At 53.0% G+C, this 20,437-nt stretch carries 20 protein-coding genes; 11 read left to right on the top strand and 9 right to left on the bottom strand.

The annotated features are described in order from the left end of the window. The first annotated feature begins 35 nt into the window (after positions 1-35). The 10 genes from ACTQ1N_RS00625 to dtd all read left to right on the top strand — a co-directional run bounded on the left by ACTQ1N_RS00625 (position 36) and on the right by dtd (position 8,286). A complete protein-coding gene (locus ACTQ1N_RS00625; protein ID WP_441953618.1) occupies positions 36-440 on the top strand; it encodes a methylglyoxal synthase in 405 nt (134 codons plus the stop codon). 28 nt (positions 441-468) lie between these two features. Next, positions 469-1,542, top strand: coding sequence for a D-alanyl-D-alanine carboxypeptidase family protein (locus ACTQ1N_RS00620; RefSeq protein ID WP_441953616.1), 1,074 nt, complete (start codon positions 469-471; stop codon positions 1,540-1,542). 132 nt (positions 1,543-1,674) lie between these two features. Then, positions 1,675-2,097, top strand: coding sequence for a twitching motility protein PilT (locus ACTQ1N_RS00615; protein ID WP_441953614.1), 423 nt, complete (start codon positions 1,675-1,677; stop codon positions 2,095-2,097). A gap of 141 nt (positions 2,098-2,238) precedes the next feature. Then, complete coding sequence (locus tag ACTQ1N_RS00610; RefSeq protein ID WP_441953612.1) at positions 2,239-3,621, top strand: HlyD family efflux transporter periplasmic adaptor subunit; 1,383 nt, start codon at positions 2,239-2,241, stop codon at positions 3,619-3,621. A gap of 36 nt (positions 3,622-3,657) precedes the next feature. After that, positions 3,658-4,380 (top strand): YggS family pyridoxal phosphate-dependent enzyme, encoded by a 723-nt coding sequence (locus ACTQ1N_RS00605; RefSeq protein ID WP_441953610.1) that lies wholly within the window; start codon positions 3,658-3,660, stop codon positions 4,378-4,380. Then, a complete protein-coding gene (locus ACTQ1N_RS00600) occupies positions 4,377-5,006 on the top strand; it encodes a cell division protein SepF (RefSeq protein WP_441953608.1) in 630 nt (209 codons plus the stop codon). Before ACTQ1N_RS00605 ends, ACTQ1N_RS00600 begins: the two co-directional genes overlap by 4 nt. A gap of 92 nt (positions 5,007-5,098) precedes the next feature. Continuing rightward, positions 5,099-6,235, top strand: a complete 1,137-nt coding sequence (aroB, locus tag ACTQ1N_RS00595) for a 3-dehydroquinate synthase (RefSeq protein ID WP_441953606.1) — start codon at positions 5,099-5,101, stop codon at positions 6,233-6,235. Between the two features lie 24 nt (positions 6,236-6,259). Further along, the gene (lspA, locus tag ACTQ1N_RS00590) at positions 6,260-6,808 is read left to right on the top strand and encodes a signal peptidase II (protein WP_441953604.1); all 549 of its coding nucleotides are present in this window, start codon (positions 6,260-6,262) and stop codon (positions 6,806-6,808) included. Further along, on the top strand, positions 6,805-7,791 hold the full coding sequence (locus tag ACTQ1N_RS00585) for an RluA family pseudouridine synthase (RefSeq protein ID WP_441953602.1): 987 nt from the start codon (positions 6,805-6,807) through the stop codon (positions 7,789-7,791). Before lspA ends, ACTQ1N_RS00585 begins: the two co-directional genes overlap by 4 nt. A gap of 36 nt (positions 7,792-7,827) precedes the next feature. Continuing rightward, a complete protein-coding gene (gene dtd, locus ACTQ1N_RS00580; RefSeq protein WP_441953600.1) occupies positions 7,828-8,286 on the top strand; it encodes a D-aminoacyl-tRNA deacylase in 459 nt (152 codons plus the stop codon). Between the two features lie 40 nt (positions 8,287-8,326). Here the strand turns inward: dtd and ACTQ1N_RS00575 are convergent, their stop codons facing one another. Continuing rightward, complete coding sequence (locus ACTQ1N_RS00575) at positions 8,327-9,484, bottom strand: tyrosine-type recombinase/integrase (protein ID WP_441953829.1); 1,158 nt, start codon at positions 9,482-9,484, stop codon at positions 8,327-8,329. A gap of 172 nt (positions 9,485-9,656) precedes the next feature. Continuing rightward, entirely contained in the window at positions 9,657-11,798 is a 2,142-nt protein-coding gene (locus ACTQ1N_RS00570; RefSeq protein ID WP_441953598.1) for a DUF1002 domain-containing protein, read from the bottom strand. Positions 11,799-12,080: 282 nt separating this feature from the next. Between ACTQ1N_RS00570 and lexA the strand changes: the two genes are divergently transcribed. Beyond that, on the top strand, positions 12,081-12,704 hold the full coding sequence (lexA, locus tag ACTQ1N_RS00565; protein WP_441953596.1) for a transcriptional repressor LexA: 624 nt from the start codon (positions 12,081-12,083) through the stop codon (positions 12,702-12,704). A gap of 8 nt (positions 12,705-12,712) precedes the next feature. Here lexA and ACTQ1N_RS00560 read toward each other — a convergent pair whose 3' ends face one another. The 7 genes from ACTQ1N_RS00560 to ACTQ1N_RS00530 form a co-directional block, all read right to left on the bottom strand. Beyond that, positions 12,713-13,813: an SseB family protein gene (locus ACTQ1N_RS00560; RefSeq protein ID WP_441953594.1), complete on the bottom strand. Its 1,101-nt coding sequence runs from the start codon at positions 13,811-13,813 to the stop codon at positions 12,713-12,715. 68 nt (positions 13,814-13,881) lie between these two features. After that, positions 13,882-14,991: a dipeptide epimerase gene (locus ACTQ1N_RS00555; RefSeq protein WP_441953592.1), complete on the bottom strand. Its 1,110-nt coding sequence runs from the start codon at positions 14,989-14,991 to the stop codon at positions 13,882-13,884. 27 nt (positions 14,992-15,018) lie between these two features. Continuing rightward, a complete protein-coding gene (locus ACTQ1N_RS00550) occupies positions 15,019-15,918 on the bottom strand; it encodes an NlpC/P60 family protein (protein WP_441953590.1) in 900 nt (299 codons plus the stop codon). A 5-nt stretch (positions 15,919-15,923) separates the two neighbouring features. Continuing rightward, positions 15,924-16,739, bottom strand: coding sequence for a serine hydrolase (locus ACTQ1N_RS00545; RefSeq protein WP_441953588.1), 816 nt, complete (start codon positions 16,737-16,739; stop codon positions 15,924-15,926). 78 nt (positions 16,740-16,817) lie between these two features. Next, the gene (locus tag ACTQ1N_RS00540; RefSeq protein ID WP_441953586.1) at positions 16,818-18,389 is read right to left on the bottom strand and encodes a peptide ABC transporter substrate-binding protein; all 1,572 of its coding nucleotides are present in this window, start codon (positions 18,387-18,389) and stop codon (positions 16,818-16,820) included. Between the two features lie 80 nt (positions 18,390-18,469). Continuing rightward, the gene (locus ACTQ1N_RS00535; protein ID WP_441953585.1) at positions 18,470-19,471 is read right to left on the bottom strand and encodes an ABC transporter permease; all 1,002 of its coding nucleotides are present in this window, start codon (positions 19,469-19,471) and stop codon (positions 18,470-18,472) included. A 14-nt stretch (positions 19,472-19,485) separates the two neighbouring features. Then, the gene (locus ACTQ1N_RS00530; RefSeq protein ID WP_441953583.1) at positions 19,486-20,406 is read right to left on the bottom strand and encodes an ABC transporter permease; all 921 of its coding nucleotides are present in this window, start codon (positions 20,404-20,406) and stop codon (positions 19,486-19,488) included. Between the last annotated feature and the right edge of the window lie 31 nt (positions 20,407-20,437).

Here is a 20,437-nt window from a genome sequence, read left to right as displayed (position 1 = left end):
AACTCACCTGACGGTGATGGGAAGGAGGTTTCCCTATGAATGTTGGACTAATCGCTGATGATGCAAAGAAAAAACTGATGCAGAACTGCTGCATTGCCTACAGGGGAATTCTCTCCCGTCACCAGCTTTACGCGACGGGGACGACCGGAAGGCTGATCCAGGAGGCGGCCGGGCTGAATGTCCACAAGCTTCTGGAGGGGCATGTCGGCGGAGAACAGCAGATGAGTGCCATGATTGAACAGAATCAGATGGATCTGGTTCTGTATTTCCGGGATCCGGACAGAGAAACCGGCATCCGCAATGGCAACTCGGATTTCACAAAGGCTATCAGAAGCTGTGATATCCATAACATCCCGCTTGCGACGAATATCGCTTCCGCGGAGATTCTCCTGAAGTCTCTTGACCGGGGCGACCTTGACTGGCGTGAGATGTACCGCTGAGTGCGTCCGGACGGCCTGAAAAGATGATATGAGAAAAACAGAACAGAAACCTGATTATTATACACAGCGTGAATGGAACAGAATACAGGCCAGGGAAACGGAGGAAAGGCGGAAGAATCTGAAGCTTGCACTCGTGGCTGCTTTCCTGCTCGTGCTGACCGCCTGTGCCATCTGGGCTGTGTTCTTTTATGTCTTCCGGTCGCATGACGTCTCTCTTCCGGAACCGTATTCAGACAGCAGCACCGTATTCGGCCTCCCCGGAGCAGGAGACAGGATGAGTGCGGATCCGTTTTCCAAGGGGCTGTGCGTGACAGATTCGGATGTGAATCCGGATGCGGTCTTTATTACCGCAACAGAGGGAGCACTCTTTGACGTGACCGGTCAGAAGGTGGTCTATGCGAAGGACATCTTCGAACAGCGTCCGCAGGCGTCTCTGACAAAACTGATGACAGCGCTGGTGGCCTTCAAGTACGGCAACCTTGACGATGTTGTGACGGTAACAGAGACAGCCAATGATATTGAGGAGGGTTCCTCTGTCTGCGGACTGCATGTAGGTGATCAGCTGACGCTGAAACAGCTTGTATATGGGATGCTCATTGCCTCCGGCAATGACGCCGCAATGATGGTGGCAGAGCATGTCGGAGGATCCGTAGACAAGTTTGTACAGATGATGAATGACGAATCCGTGAAACTCGGAGCAACCCACACACATTTTGTGAATCCCTATGGCATGACGCAGGACAATCATTACACCTGTGCCTACGACGTCTATCTGACGTTCAACGCGCTGATGCAGTATGATCTGTTTCTGGACATCATCGGCAGGAAGACCTATTATGCCGAGTACAAGGATGCGACGGGAGATGCCTACGGGAACACATGGACGACAACGGACCATTATCTTGACGGAAGCGCGGAGACACCGGACAATGTGACGGTCTACGGCGGAAAAACCGGCACGACGGATGCGGCCGGTGCCTGCCTGAGTATTCTGTCGAAGGATGCATATGGAAATCCGTACATCTCTGTCATTCTGAATTCACAGGACAAGGAGCAGCTGTATGTCGATATGACCCAGATCCTTTCGCTCGCCGGTAAGTAAGGTGGAGATGTTCTCGGATGAACTTGTTTCAACTTGTATGAAGAACAGTTCTTGAATTTGAAAGGGCAATCGTTTATACTGATTTCAGAGCATTTGCATGAACCGATCCCGAATATAAGGAGGAAACGACATATGATACAGTTCATCATCGGAGAAAAGGGCAGAGGCAAGACAAAGGTACTTCTGGAAAAGGCAAACAACGAGATCAAGAATGTAAACGGGAACGTTGTTTACCTCGATAAAAGTACGCAGCATATGTATGAACTGAACAATAAAATCCGTCTGATCGATATGACAACTTTCCCGATCAAGGACAGTGACGAATTCTTAGGTTTTATCTGCGGCATCATTTCCCAGGATCACGATCTTGAATATGTGTACCTCGACAGCTTCCTGAAGATTGCGAAGCTTGAGGAGAACGGAGACCCGGTACCGGTTCTGAAGGAACTGGAGGACATCTCCAAACAGTTCGGCGTCCATTTTGTCGTGAGCATATCCCTTACAAAGCAGCAGCTTCCTGAACAGTACCATGATGCGGTGATTGCGGAGCTGTGATCACAGCAGGTTCATCAATTGATCAACTGAATGGAATCCAAGCATTCAACACAGAGGTGTTGGAAAACTGAATACGGCGGGTTTCCGGACGCTTGAAGCCGGCAGCCCGCCGCCTTTTGTATGTATAAGAGGGCAGGATCTTTGACTGGTACAGAAAAGAAAAAAAAGAATAACCGGAAAATCATCCGCCTGGACAATCGGTTCGATCTGAATATCGGAACGATTCTGTTCGGAATGATCCTGATCTACCTGATCATTATCTTCGTGGTTTACCTGACGCGCGAAAAGGTGACGCCTTATGAGGTTGTCAGCGGCTCTCTCTCCGGCAACTACAGATACAGCGCGCTTGCGCTGAAGTCCGAGCAAGTTGTGCAGGCGCAGGAATCAGGAGCGGTCACATATTATGCTCGTGAGGGCTCGAATGTCGGAAGCGGGGAGCTGATCTGTTCTGTCGGCGGACAGGCCGATGAATCCGGCAGCAAGGCATCCGTTCAGACAAGTTTATCGGATGAGGACCTGACTTCTGTCAAGAGCATGCTTTCGACGTACAGTGCAAACTCTGGTCCGGATGACTTCTCTGCGGTGTATAATCTGAAGGCGGACCTGGAAAGTGTGATCCTTCAGTCTTCGATTGATGAGAATGCAGGCCAGTACGTGAGCGGAAGCTACCAGTCCCAGAGTGCCGGGTTTGTCATCTACTCTGTCGATGGCTATGAGCATACAGAAGAGTCACAGCTTGACGCGGATATGTTTGGAAAGAGGGCTTACAAGCGCGAGAACCTCCGGCTTCACAAGAGTGTATCGGCGGGCGATGATATTTATAAGCTTGTAACCAGCGAGACATGGTATCTGTATTTCCCGGTCGATGACCAGCTCCGCACACAGCTTGACGGAACAGAAAGAATCCGGATCCGCTTTTTAAAAGACAACAGTGTCTTTACAGCCCCGTTTACGATCATTTCCGGAAAAGACGGTTATTACGGGAAGATTACGCTGACGAATTCACTGGTTCGGTTTACGGAGGACAGGTTCCTCGACATTGAACTGATCCTGAGCAAGGCAGAGGGGCTGAAGATACCGGTTTCTGCCATCGTCAGCAGGGATTTCTACAGGATTCCCGCCGAGTATGTGACGGTGAGCCAGTCCTCTGAGAAGGAGGTCTATCTTCAGACCCAGACATTCCGCAGCGACGGATCTGCGCAGAATCGCAATTTTACAGCGAATGTATACGCGAAGGATACGGATTCCAACACATACCTGGTTGACGCCTCTGTGCTGAAGGATGGCGATTATATCATTATGCCGGGCACAGAGAAAAAATATGAAATCTCAGACGATGTGAAGGAGACAATCCAGGGTGTTTACAATATCAACAAGGGATACGCGGTGTTTCGCGAGGTGAATATTGTCGACCAGAATGAAGAATTCTGCATCGTCAATCCCGAGAATACCTATGGGCTTTCCGCGCACGACCGGATTGCACTGGATGCTTCCAAGGTGAAGGAGGATGAAATCATTGCCTGAAACCTCGGAAACCGGATTCATACATGGAGGGTAAACATGATCAAGGAAAATCTGGAGAATATCGAAAAGAGGATTCAGGCTGCCTGTGAGAGGGCCGGAAGAAACCGCAGCGAGGTGACGCTGATTGCGGTCAGCAAGACAAAGCCGGTTTCCATGATCGAGGAGGCCATGGCGGAGGGGATCATCGATTTCGGAGAGAACAAGCCGCAGGAGCTGAGAGATAAGTATGAGGTTCTTCCCAAGAATCTCCGCTGGCATATGATCGGGAACCTTCAGCGAAACAAGGTGAAATATATCATCGACAAGGCGGTGATGATCCATTCGCTGGGCTCGCCTGAGCTTGCCGAGACCATTGAGAAGGAGGCTGAGAAGCATCAGCTTGTGATGCCTGTCCTTGTGGAGGTGAACGTGGCCGGTGAGGCTTCCAAGGGCGGCATCCGCCCGGAGGATGCGGAAGCCTTTGTCAAAGCGGTGTCCCGTTACCCGCATATCCGGATCAGGGGACTGATGACAATCGCGCCGATTGCGGAGAAACCGGAGGACAGCAGACCTGTCTTCAGGACGCTTCGAAATTTAGCGGTTGACATCGCCCGTCAAAACATTGATAATGTAACTATGTCTGAGCTCAGCATGGGGATGACCGACGACTTCGAGACGGCTGTCGAGGAGGGGGCTACCTATGTAAGAGTCGGAACCGGAATCTTCGGAGAGAGAGATTACGGCATGAAAGAGAAGACAGGAGAGTCCAGCATTTCATGAAATTTCCTAGTTTCGATAAATTTCTGGAAAAAGTCACCCTGAATGATGATGTCGACGAGGACGATTATCTGGATGAGGATGATTCCGATGTGGATCTAGTAGATCGTCATCCATCGAGGCGTCTCATCCGGAGGCGTGAGGAGACAGACAGCGGATCGAAGTCTGCTGTGACATCGTTTCCCCAGCAAAAGCGGGAGAGACGTTCGTTCTTCGGACAGGCAGTGGAAAAACCTGAAAATGCATATGAGTCAGCTCCGGAAAGAGCAAGGAGCCCGAAGGTATCGACCTTCAGGCCGAGAAAAGCCGTACAGGAGGATGAAGAGACGAATAACTATTCTGTATGTGTGATTAGGCCGAAGTCGATGGAGGATGCCCTTGAGATTGCAAAGACGCTGGTGGCCAGATGTGTCGTTATCCTGAACCTGGAGGGGCTTGATCTGGACGTCTCTCAGAGGTTGTTTGATTTCGCCTCCGGGTGCACCTGTGCGCTGCAGGGAAGACTGGACAAGATCAGTAATTACATTTTCGTGCTCACACCGAAGGACATTCAGATCACCGGGGAGTTCCAGGAGATTCTCACTGGGACATTTGATCCGGATGACCTGGGAGACGATGAAGATTTTTAATGCTGCCTGAGGGCAGGAAAGATCGCACAAGACCGCCGTGTAGTCCATTGACCCGGCGGTCTTTTCATATCCGGCAGGGAGGAGAAAAAGAGATGGAACAAGCAGGAAACGCAGCGGCAGTCTTTCATAGTCCGATCTCCGTCAGAAGGGGATCAGAGGAAATCTACCGCATCTATCCGGAGAACTCCTTTGAGAACCTGGGGGCTCGCATGGCAGACCTGAAGCCGGCCGGCAGACGCATTGCTGTCATCACAGACAGCCATGTGGAAAAGCTCTATCTGAGAGAGGTGCTGGACAGACTGAAGCCGGTCTGCGCCGAGCTCTCGTCTTTTGTAATTCAGGCCGGAGAAGAACATAAAAACCTGGACTGGATTCGAAAGATCCTGACGCACCTGATCGAGAATCGTCTTGACCGCCATGACATCGTGGCAGCACTCGGCGGGGGCGTTGTCGGTGATATGGCGGGCTTTGCAGCAGCCTGCTATCTGCGCGGAATTCGGTTTGTTCAGATTCCGACGACACTCCTGTCACAGGTCGATTCGAGCATCGGCGGAAAGACAGGGGTTGATTTTGACAAGTACAAGAATATGGTCGGTGCCTTTCATCAGCCGTCCATGGTATATCTCAATATCAGCACGCTTCAGTCCCTCGATGATCTTCAGTTCTCCAGCGGCATGGGCGAGGTCCTCAAGCATGGGCTGATCCGGGATGCCGATTACTACGAATGGCTGCTCGACCATATGGAGGAGATCGAGGAGCGCGACAGCGCGACGCTTCTTCAGATGGTGGTGCGGAGTGTCAACATCAAGCGGGAGATTGTGGAGAAGGATCCGGAGGAAATGAACGACCGTGCCCTTCTGAATTTCGGCCATACCGCAGGGCATGCAATCGAGCGGCTGAAAAATTTCTCGCTTGCGCACGGACAGTGTGTGGCACTTGGGTGCGTGGTGGCAGCCTACATCTCCTGGCAGAGAAAGTATATTGATGATGATACATTCTATGAAATCCGCGATATGTTTGTCGGCTTTCACCTTCCTATTTCCTTTGACAGTCTCCGGATTGACGACATTATCCGCGTGATGAAGCTGGACAAGAAGATGGACAAGGGACAGCTTCGCTTTATTCTGCTTCACCAGCTGGGCGATGCATTTATTGACCGGACGGTAACCGATGAGGAAATCCGGAAGGCACTGGAGTTTCTGGATGCGGATCTCCATCAGAATGATTGAGATCGATTGAGGGAGATGGACTGTATGCGGACCGGCCACCGGAAAGAAAGAAAACAATGGATCGCAGGCGCCTTCGGGGTCTGTGCGGCTGTCGCGGCGGATCAGCTGACCAAGGAGCTGGCATACAGAAACCTGAAGCTTTCAGGAAAGGGATTTGTCACTCTGATTCCGGGCGTGCTTGAGCTTCGCTATCTGGAAAACCGGGGAGCAGCCTTTGGAATGCTGCAGAACCGGCTGCCGCTGTTCATCCTGTTTGCGGCTGTCGTCAGCATGGCTGCCGTCATCTGTTATATCAGGATTCCGGACAGAAGATATCTTCCGCTTCGGGTCTGCATGGCAGGGCTGACGGCAGGAGCCGTCGGGAACCTGATTGACCGCGTCCTCCGAGGATACGTGATCGACTTCATCTACATTTCGCTGATTCATTTTCCGATCTTCAATGTGGCAGACATCTGTGTCTCTCTGAGCGCAGGTCTTCTTATGATTCTGATGCTTTTTGTCTACAGGGACGATGAACCTGGGATATGGACAAGAGGGGGAGCACAAGACGGGAAAGAAGAGAAAAAAGGATGAATGAAGAAGAATTCACAGAGGATGCGGAGGCAGTCGGAACGCCTGTATCTGAGGAGCTGGTCTATCGGACAGACACCGCAGATGCCGGCAGCCGGCTGGATGTCTTCCTGACGGAAAGGATGAACGGACAGACCCGGTCCTATATCCGGAAGCTGATTGAGGAGGGGCATGTTCGGACGTCCGGTACGGATTCTGTTCCTGTCCCTGCCGGAAAAGCCGGGCTGAAGCTGAGGGAAGGACAGGCGGTTTATGTGCTTCTTCCGCCGCCGGACGATCTGGAAATTAAGCCGGAGAATATTCCCCTGAATATTCTGTATGAGGATGACGACGTGATCGTCGTGAACAAGCCGAAGGGCATGGTCGTGCATCCGGCTGCCGGCCATATGTCCGGCACGCTTGTCAACGCGCTGCTCTATCACTGCAGGGGGAGTCTGTCCGGGATCAATGGGGTCCTGAGACCTGGAATCGTACACCGGATTGATATGGACACAACCGGGTCGCTCGTTGCCGCAAAAAATGATAAAGCCCATCAGTGTCTGGCTGCGCAGTTTCATGACCACACGATCACAAGGCGCTATCGGGCAATTGTGATCGGAAATCTGAAGCAGGATGAAGGCGTGATCGATGCGCCTCTGGCGAGACACCCGGCTGACCGGAAGAAGATGGCTGTCTGTGAGCCGGGGCGGGGAAGAAGAGCAGTGACCCATTACCGTGTTCTGGAACGGTTCGGAACCTACACGTATATCGAGTGCCGGCTTGAAACCGGACGGACGCATCAGATCCGGGTCCATATGGCACATATCGGACATCCGCTTCTCGGGGATACCGTGTACGGGCCTTCCAGATGCCCGTATTCCCTTGAAGGACAGACCCTGCATGCGATGGTGCTGGGATTCAAACATCCCGTCACAGGGGCCTATATGGAGTTTACAGCGCCTCTTCCGGAGTATTTTAAGCAGCTGCTTGAAACATTCAGGCGCTGAGGAAAGCAGCAGACGAAAGGTTAAGGAAATCGAAAGATGAAGTTTCTGATTCAGCGAGTGGCGCATGCGTCCGTGGATGTCGGAGGCAGGACAGTCGGATCCATCCAGAAGGGCTACCTTGTTCTGATTGGAGTCTGTGACAAGGATACAAGGGAGACTGCTGACCAGTACATAAGAAAGCTCCTTTCCCTTCGGATCTTTGAGGACGATCAGGGAAAAACGAACCGTTCGCTGGCCGATGTGGATGGCGGACTGCTCTTAATATCCCAGTTTACGCTGTATGCGAACTGCCGCAGGGGAAACCGGCCGAGTTTTATAGAAGCCGGAAGCCCGCAGCACGCGGAGGAAATCTACCAGTATATTGTAGAAGAATGCCGGAAGGCGGTTCCGCTTGTACAGACCGGCATCTTCGGAGCAGACATGAAGGTCAGTCTGCTGAATGACGGCCCCTTCACCATTCTGCTCGATGAGCATGCATTTGCAGCTCAGAAGTGATCGCTGTGTTTCATATCAGACGGAAGGCGCTTTTTTTGATTCAGGCTTCAGGGGTTTCCCGGAGTCTGACGGCGCCTGCGGCGCTGCGGCGCCGCGCATCGTCCATGGCCGCATAGTGTTTCCGGGTGGTGTTGACGTCCTTGTGACCGAGTACATCGGCGACCAGATAGATGTCCCCGGTCTGCTGATACAGGGCTGTTCCGTAGGTACTGCGGAGCTTGTGCGGCGTAATTTTCTTCGTGGTTGTAATCTGCCGGGCATATTTCTTGACCATGTTTTCCACAGCCTGAACGCCCATCCGGCGCCTTTGGGTTGAGTAGAAGAGAGCGTTCTCCTCACCCGGCTGCGGGACGATGGACTTTCTCTCCTCCAGATAATCCCTCAGCGCCTTTTCCACTTCTCCGCCGAAGTAGACAATGGACTCTGAGCCGCCTTTTCGAATGATCCGGATGCCGTTATTCCGGAAATCCACGTCTGTGACATCCAGCCCTACGCATTCGCTGACACGGATTCCGGTTCCAAGGAGCAGCGTGACAATTGCAAGATCACGCAGGCGCGTTTTTTCATAATATCGTTTCTTCTGACCTGTCAGGTCATCTCCGCCATGTTCAATCAAGTCCAGCAGAGCTGCCGATTCACCTGCGTCAAGACGGACAATCGCCTTCTCATGGAGCTTGGGCATGTCAACCAGAAGGGTTGGATTTGTCCGAATCATCTGTCTCTTGAAGTAATAGGCATAGAAGCTCCTGAGCGCCGACATCTTGCGCTTGAGACCCTTTTCGCCGTTGGTGAAGGTTTCCTCGCGCACAGCCCCAACCAGGGAAGGATCCACTGTGTAGACCTTCAGAAAGGATTCATATTCCTCGATATCGGTCGGCTGGATCTGATCAAGAACGGACACGTCCCAGGTGAGGATATCCTTTTTGGAAAGGATCGGGTTGTTTTCCTGCAGATACCGGAAAAAGGTGCGGATATCGTAGGCATACGATAGTCTTGTCCGGGTGGCCGTTGTGGACTCGATTCCAAGAAAGTACTGCTTTGCAAATGGAGGAAATTCCTTCAGAATTTCGCGAAGCTGAAGGGTATTCTGAATGTCCTTTTCGTCATGATAGCTTCGTGGACGGGTTGACGTCTGCACAGAGGCCGGACTGGATCCGGATGCCGGCCGGATGGTATGTTCACTGGATGATGGTTTCATCATAAAATCCCCTTATGATTCATGATATCTATTTGTAAAACATGTGTTTTCTGTATAGATGTATTGCGGATATCATACTGCTTCTCCAGCAGAAAGTCAAGCAAATGAATACGCCCCGGCAGGAATGCTGTCAGGGCGTATACGTATTGGATGATGACAATCGATGAATGGCTTACTGGGCCTGAACCGGGATAAAGTACCGGAGGGTTGAGCCCTGTGCGGAGGCATCCGCGGATTCTGTCTCGCCGGCACCGGCTGCGGAATACTGCAGATCCACTTCCGCAAGTCCAGGTGCATTCTGCAGCGTGATGGTGACAGAAAGATCGCCTCCGGCCGTAACTGAGCCGGATCCGTCAGCAGTATTGACCGCCGCTGTTCCATCCGGACTGCTCAGAGAAGCTGTTGTAAACGAACCGTCGTCTGTCACGGCTGCACTCAGCACCGCGCCTGCCTTCAGATCAGACAAAGAGACGTTCCCGAGATTCAGACCGGCGGCTGCCTGGAAGGAGGCATTATATGTCACATTCTGAAGATCAACAGAGACCTGTGGCGCCGAGGAGACCGCTGATGCATCCGTGGTCTGTGCGAAGGTGCCGTTCAGCGTCAGCTGATAGGCTGTTCCGGCTGCCGGGACGACTGGATTCCCGCTTGTATCCTTCGGCTGGAAGAACAGGCCGGTCAGCTGATCCCAGCTGTTCTCCGACTTGAACTCGTCGTTCGCAGTTCCACTGCTGACGGCTGTTACCTGGCTCTTGTCAGAGAGATCCGCACTTCCAAGCACATTGCCGGATGCATCTGCAACCGTAAAGGTACCGCTGACCGGAATAAGTGAATCGCTCTTCAGTGCAATCGCAAAGGACGGCACAAAGACTTCTCCGGTTTTCGACAGGTAACTCGTCGAATAGAAAGACGTCTGATCGGTTGTGATGGAAGCTGCTGTCTCTGCCGCCGGTTCGGTTACGGCTGTCTGAGGCTGATCGGATGCCTGCGCGTCTGCCGCCTGAGTCTCCGGTGTCTGCGCGTCTGATGCCTGCGCATCCGTCTGCGGGGTCTCCTGAGATGCGGTATCAGACTGAGATGTCTGGTCGGTATTGGAGTCCTGCGTCGTGATCACAAGTCCGGAAGCGTCGGTCTGGGATGTCGATTCAGACTGTTTCTGGCCGTCCTGCTCTCCTGCAATCAGCTTGTCGTTGTCTGAAGCGCCGTTCTGAATGTCATTCTGAATGACGGCGGAATCCGTACCGGTGACGAGTGTGCTGCTGGTGCTGCCGTTGTTCAGTGCGGACAGATCGGTATCGGAGAAGATGCTTGCCTCCGACTCTGAGGAAGCGGTCTCTGTCTCGCCGGCGGACGATGCGTTCGCTTCGGTTGTCTTCTCCGTGGACTCCTGATTCTTGGTACTGTCATCAACAATCTTCTGTGTGTTATCGGTGTTGGCAACGCCGGTTGTCTGTGACAGATCCTTCTGAACCTGTGACTGCGCCTCAAGCTGGGCCTTCGCCTCTGCTGCTCCCTGCTGGTAAGCCTGTTCCGCAAGCTTTTTCGCGTAGTCTGTCAGCTGCTGGACGTCCTCCTGGCTGAGCGTGATGCCGTTGTTGTTGGTCGTGTACTGATTGACAACATTGTTGACAATGTTCGTGACCGACTGGTCATTGACCGTATTGTTCGTGATGACAGAGTTGTCTGTATTCTGAGAGTCATCCACTGTCCCGTTGATGACCTGCAGCTTGACATCGTTGACAATCTGCTGCGCAACCTGCTGGTTCTCGGCGGAGTTGCTCAGGTTCTCCGTGATCTGAATCTCCTGAGCGGACAGGTCCTTCGACTGCTGGCTGATCTGGTTTCCGGTTGCATTCTCATATGCCATCAGGATCCCGGTCAGCGCGCCGGTTCCGGATACCTCAAATGGTGCTGCTGCGATCGCCTGGCAGTTCGTGACGCCGCAGGTGATCAGATTGGACGCAATCATGTTGCTGGTAATATAATTCAGGTTTGCGGTCTTGACCTGGACGCCTCCCGTTGTTGTAGGCTTTACCAGCGCACAGCTGATGGTCCGGGAACCGATCTGCTCGATCGGAATATAGGACGCCAGGTGGCTGCGCTCATCCTGGTTTGTGACCGTGATGGTCTGAACGCTGTTGTTGCCGTAGATTCCGAAATACTTGAGGATCGCAGTCTTCTGGTCTTCCGTCAGATCGGCGCCAATGGAGACCACCATGGTTCCGTCGGCAAGAACCGTGAGAGGGACAGCCCCTCCAAGAAGCGAGGCCGCGACAGAAGCCGCCGCCAGTATACTCACTACTTTCTTTTTCATAGGATTCTTCCTCCTGTCTGAAGGCAGCGCCCTGTTCACCTGGGGCTTCTGCGTGTCAGATTGACAAAGAGTTTTGGGTGAAATGCCCTGTAACTAGTGCAGATTATACCATCTGAAAGCATAGATAACAATGAAGGCACAGTCATCTATTCATTAAGAAAAAGTGAAAGAAGATACAGAAATTGAAACAAGAACATGTGTTTGCATTCCGCTGCCCCATGTGTTAAGATGTTAAGAAACCTGACAGGATTAGCCGGTTGAATGGTGGGAGGTTCTCTATTTATGGCATATGGAAAAATATCAAAGAAGCAGCAGGAAATTCTGGATTACCTGAAGCGCGAAATTATGAGCCATGGCTACCCGCCGACGGTCAGGGAGATCTGTGATGCCGTGCACCTGAAGTCTACCTCTTCTGTCCACTCTCATCTGGAATCTCTTGAGAAGAATGGATATATCCGGCGCGACCCGGCAAAGCCCAGGGCAATCGAGGTCGTAGACGATGCCTTTAACGTTACAAGGCGTGAGGTTGCCAGCATTCCGCTTGTCGGTCAGGTAGCGGCAGGGGTTCCGATCCTCGCTGCACAGAATATCGAAAGCTATTTTCCGCTTCCTGCCGACTATATGCCGCAGAATCCGGCTTTTATGCTGCGGGTGAAGGGAACCAGCATGATCAATGCTGGCATCAACAACGGAGATCTTCTTCTGGTAGAGGAACAGAAAACCGCTCAGAACGGTGACATTGTCGTCGCGATGATTGACGACTCCGCAACCGTCAAGCGGTTTTACAGAGAAAAGGGATATATCAGGCTCCAGCCAGAGAACGACAGCATGGACCCGATCATTGTGAAGGATCATCTTCAGATCATCGGAAAGGTATTCGGTGTCCTTCGGTTTATGGAGCACTGAATATCCTGTTATTCCTCAGGCTGTTTCGTGGAAGCAGAATCCGGCTTCCCGGAAGATTCCTGCTCTTCTGGCGCTTTCTTGACCGGCCGGTAGACTGGCGCGGGAGCTGCCTCTTTTTCCTTCCCGGCTCTGGATGCGAAGGAAGGAGTCAGGACCTTGGAGTGTCCCGGGAGATGGCTGACAGGGACTTCTTTCCTCTTCTCCTCAGGCTTTTTTTCAGGTGCTTTTTTCCTGGCTTCACTTGCTTTCTTCGCATATTCCTGAGCCTGACGGACAACCTCATTCGCCTTCTGAATTCCTTCCTGGATTCGATCCGGAAAGGCTTTCACGAGCGCTTCGATCAGTTCCTTTGTGAGAACCATCGACATCCCCATCGGGTTGAGCATGAAGCCGTCGGTATCTTTTCCGGCGTACTGCATCAGCCCGGGAAGCGGAACTGCGAGCTCCAGAAGTTTCTGATTCTGGCGGAACTTGTCATACTCAAACTGATCCGAGAAACAGGGAACAAACTTCTTGCCATTTTTCATGTTCAGGACGGGGACGGAAAACTCATGCCGCTGGAGTTTTTCAGGAAGTGTTCCGGGACCTTCTTTCGGAATTACAGCCACGATATAGCGGGCAGCTGCCAGATTGGCAGAGAACTCTTCATTCAGCTCGCTGAGGTTCTTTTTTTCCTCATTCGGGATCTGTCGGGTTGCCTCCTGCATGAAATAAAGCCCTGAAAGCTGGAGGGACGGATTCTCGACCGGTCTCTGGAGCGGCGGAAGATTGGAAAAATCGAGGCGCTTTACAAGGTCAGACAGCGCAATCTTTGTGACTGCGTCGTCTGACACATAGGCGATTTCGTTCACATCAAGTGTATAGAGGGAGGCAAAGAAGCCGCCGAACTGCTTCTGCTCCATCTTGGCGCCGCGTATCAGATATTTCTTCTGTGCATATTCTTCCACAAATTTCTTCAGCTCATCCTCACCGTCGAAAACCCATACCTGGTCATTGTAGGTATCCGGGTCGCAGATGATGAATGGCATCTTGGTATTCATGCAGAAAGCTGCGTAAAGCGTCTCCTTCTTTTTGATCTGCTGAATGATGAATGCCTGATCGATTGCCATAGTGTTCACTTCTCCTGGTTTCTATTTTACTCTGAAGGTATTTTGACACGCCCCCTATTATAAAGCCTTCAGACATAATTATCAAATAGTGGTCTTGTGTATCCGGGCTGGATACCGGATATGCCAAGGCCCGGCGCATCTGACACCGTAATCTGCCGCTCGCGGAAAATGGCTCCGCCTGCAATCGGGTCCTCTTTCAGAAGGACAGGCCCGTCCAGATCGATCCGGGTGATGATCTGGCGGGCACAGGCAAGCTCCACCGCGGCATTCACGGAAATCTTTGCCTCCAGCATGCAGCCGAGCATGCATTCCATCCCGTACACCTCTGCAGCGGAGAGAATCCGGAGTGCGTTTGTGATACCGCCGCACTTCATCAGTTTGATATTGATCATGTCTGCTGCATGACGCTGCATGATGGTAAGTGCATCCTGCGGGGAAAAGACAGCCTCATCCGCCAGAACCGGGATCGGACTGTGAGCGGTCACAAAGGAAAGCCCGTCCAGATCGGCGGCCTTCACCGGCTGCTCAACCAGCTCGATGCCAAGATCCTTCCGCTCCATTTCCTCGAGAATCCGGACCGCCTGCTTCGGCGTCCATGCCTGATTTGCATCAATCCGGATCTGAATGTCAGGCCCGGCTGCTGTCCGGACGGCCAGAAGCCGGGCGACGTCAAGTGACGGCTCCACCCCGACTTTGACCTTCAGAGTGCGGTATCCGCGCCGGATGGCGTCAAGTGTATCCTGCGCCATGACCTCCGGGTCGTTCACACTGATCGTGATGTCGGTCTCAATCTCACGCCGGGCGGCGCCAAGAAGGCAGAAAACAGATAGTCCCAGATGCTTTCCGTACAGATCCCAGAGGGCGATGTCGACAGCTGCCTTCGCGCTCGTATTGTGGACAAGGGCGCCCTGAACATCCCTCAGGAGTGTCTCAAACTCTTCTATGTCCCGCCCGATCAGCTTCGGCGCAATATGATCCCGGATGGCTCCGACGATGGCGCCGGTCGTGTCCCCGGTGATCACACCGGTCGGAGGGGCCTCCCCGAAGCCAATTTTGTCCGTATCTGTGAGAATTTCGACTACAACATCCTCGACCGAGCTGACGCTGCGCAGAGCGGTTTTGAATGGAACCCGAAGCGGAACAGAAAGGATGGACAGCCTGATATCCCTGATTTTCATGATGGATGTTTCCTCCTTGTCAAGCAGTTATGAAAAGATGCTTCCGACCGCTGTGCATCTGCCATCCAGATCGGGTCGGTATCCGGTCTCTCCTTCAGTCAGACTGCCGTAAACGCAGCCGAAATCCCGGGCAAAGCCTGTACTGTGAAGATACCGACCATGTCCGAGGTACATGGCGACATGCCCGGGGAAATACAGCAGATCGGCGGGTTTTTTATCCGCCCAGGAAATTTCATGAACCGGATATCCATCGTGAATCTCCGCATCCCGGTAGATCAGGATGCCATTCATCAGATAGCTCATGAATGTCAGACCAGAGCAGTCGGTCCCGGAACCGGAATGCCCTCCCCAGCGGTACTGGACGCCGAGGTAGCTTTCCGCACTGCGGACAATCCGCTGCCTGAGTGTTTCCTGATCACAGGAAGGCTTCTGCGAAGAAAACCATGACGGGTCGCAGCCGCATAGAAAGTAACCATCGCTGTCCGTTCGCACGGAAAGACTTGAGGCAGGCATATAGCCGCGCTGACCATCCGCTGCCTCGACAAGCAGATACCCATGTTCGGCAGGTTTGATCAGCTGGAGAAATGAGCCAATGGAAAGGGTTGTGAGAATCTGTCCCTGAACGCGGGGCTGAGAGAGCAGGTCGGCAAACTGCTTTGTGACAACCATTGTCTGCTCTCCTTCTTTCCGGCGGCGGATGTCGTCCAGCGCGATGGGGCGAAGTGCTGCGGGATCTATATACCCGCGGTATCCGTAGTGTGTCTGTACAAGGATCCTGGAACCGGCATCAGAGCCATTTTCGGGCTCGTCAGAAAGCCGCTGGAGAATCCACCCGGACAGCACTTCATCCGCCACGGTTCCGTCCTTCTCATAGAGGAAGGCCTGAGGGGCTGTCGTTATATAGGCTGCGTCTGTTCCAAGCTGCATACGCTTTACCCCTCCTTCATATAATCGAATACAACCCTTGAGATGCGGCCGATCCATGCCCGTGCTGTTTCATAATCCATGTCCGTTCCGTCGAAGCCAGAGGTGAAGACCCCAAGAAACCACCGTTTCCCCTGCCATTCAAAGATGCCGGCATCGTGGGCGACGGTGTCAAGATCACCAGATTTATGAGCGCAGACTGGCTGCTCGTAGATATATCGGAGGAGGGCGTCATAGTCTCTGTTCCCTTTCAGGAACTGCATCATAAGCGACGCCTTGCGCCTTTCATTTTCAGACCCGGGCACCTCTCCCCTGCTGAGCCGGTCTTCCCGGATCACGAGAGCCGCATAATCGGAAGGAGATATATAATTGTTCCGCCCCTGCCGGATGGCATCATAGTCGAGCATCATCCGCTCCGCGCGGGTAGACAGAAGGCCGTGTGCCTTGCACCAATTGTTGATTTTCGGGAAGGTGAGCGCCTTCATCAGGACATTTGCGGCGGTATTGTCGGAGTTGACGATCATCCACCAGGCAATCTCGTACCAGGACGCCTTTCGCGCGCCTGTATCGAATACGAGTGTATCGTCAAGGATATCTTCCTTCGTCACCGGATGGAGCGCATCAAGTGAAATACCGTCCTCATCCAGCGAATCAAGCAGGCAGGCGAATACCGGAACCTTGATGGTGCTTGCCGAGACCACTCTCTCGTCCGGGGAAATCGCAACTTCACAGGACGCCCCATTCAGCGTCCGGAAGATCAGCTGCATCTTCCCCGGAAATGCAGCTGCCATGTCATTCAGTTTCTCTGATAATGATGCTGACATTGTGGAACCCTTTCCCAGTACCCGCAAAAGGCCGCAGCGGACAAGCCGCGCGGCCTCTCTTGGTTGAACAGCAGGCAATTACTTCTGTGTCACATAACCGAAGAATGCATTGCCGCAGTAGTAGACCAGTCCGTCATAGTTGGTGTCGTCGAAGAGATAGGAGTTCTTCGAGTGCAGAATCGGCGTAATCGGACGGTCCTCTGCGAGAATGGACTCGCACTCATCATAGTCCTTCCAGCGGGCTTTTTCGTCCGTTTCTGCCACTGCCTTGTTGTATGCGTCGTCATATTTGGTATTCGAATACTTTGCATCGTTCTGGCCTGTGGTCATCGTCACAAGCATGTTCGAGATATCCGGATAGTCCATGTACCAGCCGAAGTACGCGATATCGTAGTCACCGCTCTCACGGGCTGAGAAGAAGTTCTCAACCGTCTCAACTGTAATCGAATCGATGCCGAGAGCGTCTTTCCAGTCGGAGACAATGGCTTCAGCCACCGTCTTGCGGGAATCGTTGTTGACGATGTAGCGCAGCGCCGGGAAGTCCTTGCCGTCTTCGTAACCGGCTTCCTTCATCAGCTCTTTCGCTTCATCGATATCCTTCTGGTGGTCGTCAGAGAACCAGGGGGTGACAGTGCTGTTGAATTCAGTCCCGTCAGCGTTGGTCAGGCCGCCAGGCGTGTAGGTATCGGCTAGCTCGTCCTGAAGTCCGCGAATGCTGATCACACGCTCCCGGTCAATTGCAAGAGACAGGGCCTTGCGGACGCGGGCATCCTTCAGAACCTCATTGCCGCTGTCACCGAGGTTGAACATGGTGCAGTAGGTATTGTAGCCCTCCTCAAAGTGAAGTCCATTGTCCATCAGGGCGTCTGCATCCTCCTCCGGATAGGAATCGGAATAAATGACATCACCGCTCTTGAAGGAGTTCGCCATGGTTGCGGAGTCGCTCATCAGCTCCCAGTTGATGCTGTCGACAGTGATCTTATCAGCATCGTAATAATCGGTCCGCTTGGTCAGGGTCATCGACTGCTGATGGGTCCAGTCTGTCAGCTCGTAAGGACCGTTGTAGACGGCCTTGTCAGGGTCGGTTGCGTAGGAGTCGCCATTCGCCTTTACAATGTCTTCGCGAACGGGGTATGCCGACGGGAATGCCAGCAGGCTGTGGAAGTATGCACATGGATACTCCAGCGTCACGACAAGCGTCTTGTCATCCTTTGCCGTCGCATCTGTGATCAGGTCCAGAAGTGTGCTGTAGTCGCCTGCGGAATCTTTCAGATACTTCCAGCCATAGACGAAATCGCCTGCAGTGACCGGTTTTCCGTCTGACCAGGTGATGTCGTCGCGAAGGGTGAACGTGTAGGTTTTTCCGTCATCGGAGACCTTCTCATCCTTTATCTGCCCCGGAACCAGGTCCCCCTTTTCATCCAGCTTATAGAGACCCTCAAAGAGGTGACGGCAGACGGACATGCCGGCCAGTGTTCCGACCTTGGCCGTGTTGATATCCATCGCATCCTCGGAACCGTCTGTTACGGAGATGCTGATTCCTCCCGAAGGCGCTTCCTTTTCTGTTTCTGAGGCAGCCGCAGGCAGTGCTGCAATCATGGCTGCAGCTGCTGTACAAGCCAGTACGTTGAGTAAGCCTTTTCTCATCATATTCCCTTCTCCTCTCGCGTTTGACAGATTCAGTCTGCCAGTTACAGATTCTTTTTCCAGAAGTCTGTGGACTCAGCCGCTCAGCGTTTCTTCATCTTCGGATCAAGGGCGTCACGCAGACCGTCGCCGAAGAGGTTGAATGCCAGTATGATCAGGCTGATGAGGACAGCCGGAAAAAGCATGCGGTAAGGAGCCCTGTTGATTCCGGAGAGTGCTTCGGAGGTCAGAGAGCCCAGAGATGCCATCGGTGCGGAGACGCCGATGCCAAGGAAGGAAAGGAAAGCTTCTGTGAAGATCGCGGAAGGGATCTGCATCATCATCGTTGCGATGATCTGTCCCATGCAGTTCGGAAGCAGATGCTGACGGATGAGCCAGCCGTTCGGCGCACCGAGCGCATCAGAAGCTGTCACGTATTCCATTTCCTTCAGCTGAAGAACCTGGCCGCGCACAATACGGGCCATTCCGACCCAGTACAGGCAGCCGTAGACGATAAAGATTGCAATCAGTCCGGATCCCAGCTTCTGAAGAGGATGGAAAAACGGTACATTGTCCACCAGATTCGTCAGAGGCTGATCGATGACCAGCTTGATAACGACGATCAGCAGGATCTCCGGAACGGAGTAGATGATATCGACGATCCGCATCATGATGGTGTCTGCTTTTCCGCCGAGAAGACCGGAAATCGCACCGTATATGGATCCGATGATCATGACGATGATGGCGGAAACGACGCCGACCAGAAGGGAAATCCGGGTTCCGGTCATACAGCGGACCATCAGATCTCTGCCCAGCCGGTCTGTGCCGAACGGGTGCCTGAGGCAGGGCCAGAGGTTTTCATCTCCATGCACCTGCTGGTCATAGGAATAAGGCGAAAGAATCGGACCAAGGACGGCAAAGACGATGATTGCAAGAATGATCACAAGGGAAACCATCGCAATTTTATTCTCGCGAAGTCTCCGCCAGCTTGATCTCCAGAATCCGACTTCGTCCGTCCGGGATGTCTGTGTTTTGTAAAAATCTGCCGGCAGCTTGTCGTAGTCGCCTTTCTCCACCGGAAGCTGGAGGGACAGGATATTTTTCATGGTCAGGTGCCTCCTTATGCCATCTGGATACGAGGATCCACAACCTGGTACAGAATGTCGCAGATCAGGTTCATCGTGATAATCAGAGCTGCATAGAAGACTGTGACGCCCATGATCAGGGTGTAGTCGCGTGCACTGATGGCATTCACAAAGTATCGGCCGAGCCCCGGGACATTGAACACAGACTCCGCTACGAAACCTCCGGTCAGGATGGAGGCGGTCAGAGGGCCAAGGTAGGTGATGATCGGGATCAGGGAATTCTTCAGCGCGTGGATGAAGATCACCCGTCCTTCTCCCATGCCCCTTGCACGCTCAGTCTTCAGATAGTCCTGCCCGAGGACCTCCAGAATGGAAGCTCTTGTCAGACGCATCAGATAGCAGGTCGGATAAACGGCCAGCACGATGATCGGCATCACCTCTCCGCCCGGCTTTCCGTAGGATACAGGAAGCGCCTTCAGATTGACCGCAAGAACAAGCATCAGGATGGCGGCCAGCACATAACCCGGAATTGAGATGCCGATGGCCGAGATCACGCGGATGGCACCGTCAGCGGCTTTTCCTTTGAAGAGTCCGGCGATACAGCCGAGCGGAACGCCGATCAGGATTGCAGCAATCAGAGCCTTCAGACCGAGCCGCATCGATACAGCGAAGGATTCTGTCACGATCGTGCTGATCGCGCGTCCTTTCTGAAGCACGTAGCTGGTCCCCATATCACCGTGAAACAGATTCTGGAGATACCGGCCGTACTGGACGATCAGAGGCTTGTCCAGACCGTACTTGGCAATCAGGATCGCCCTCGTTTCCTCGGTCGCCTTCTCCGACATGAAGGGATCGCCCGGAATGATGTTCATCAGGAAGAACGTGATGGTAATGATTGCAAACAGACTGACGACTGCAAGAAGCACCCGTTTCAAAATCTTCTCAAGCATAGACATATGGATTCCAACCTTCCTCTCAACGTTGACC

Origin of the sequence: Porcincola sp. LCP21S3_C12 (assembly GCF_052118625.1) — a bacterium.
GTDB lineage: Bacteria > Bacillota > Clostridia > Lachnospirales > Lachnospiraceae > Porcincola.
Note: the sequence above shows the minus strand (reverse complement) of the source record. Positions and strands in the feature narration are given on the sequence as shown.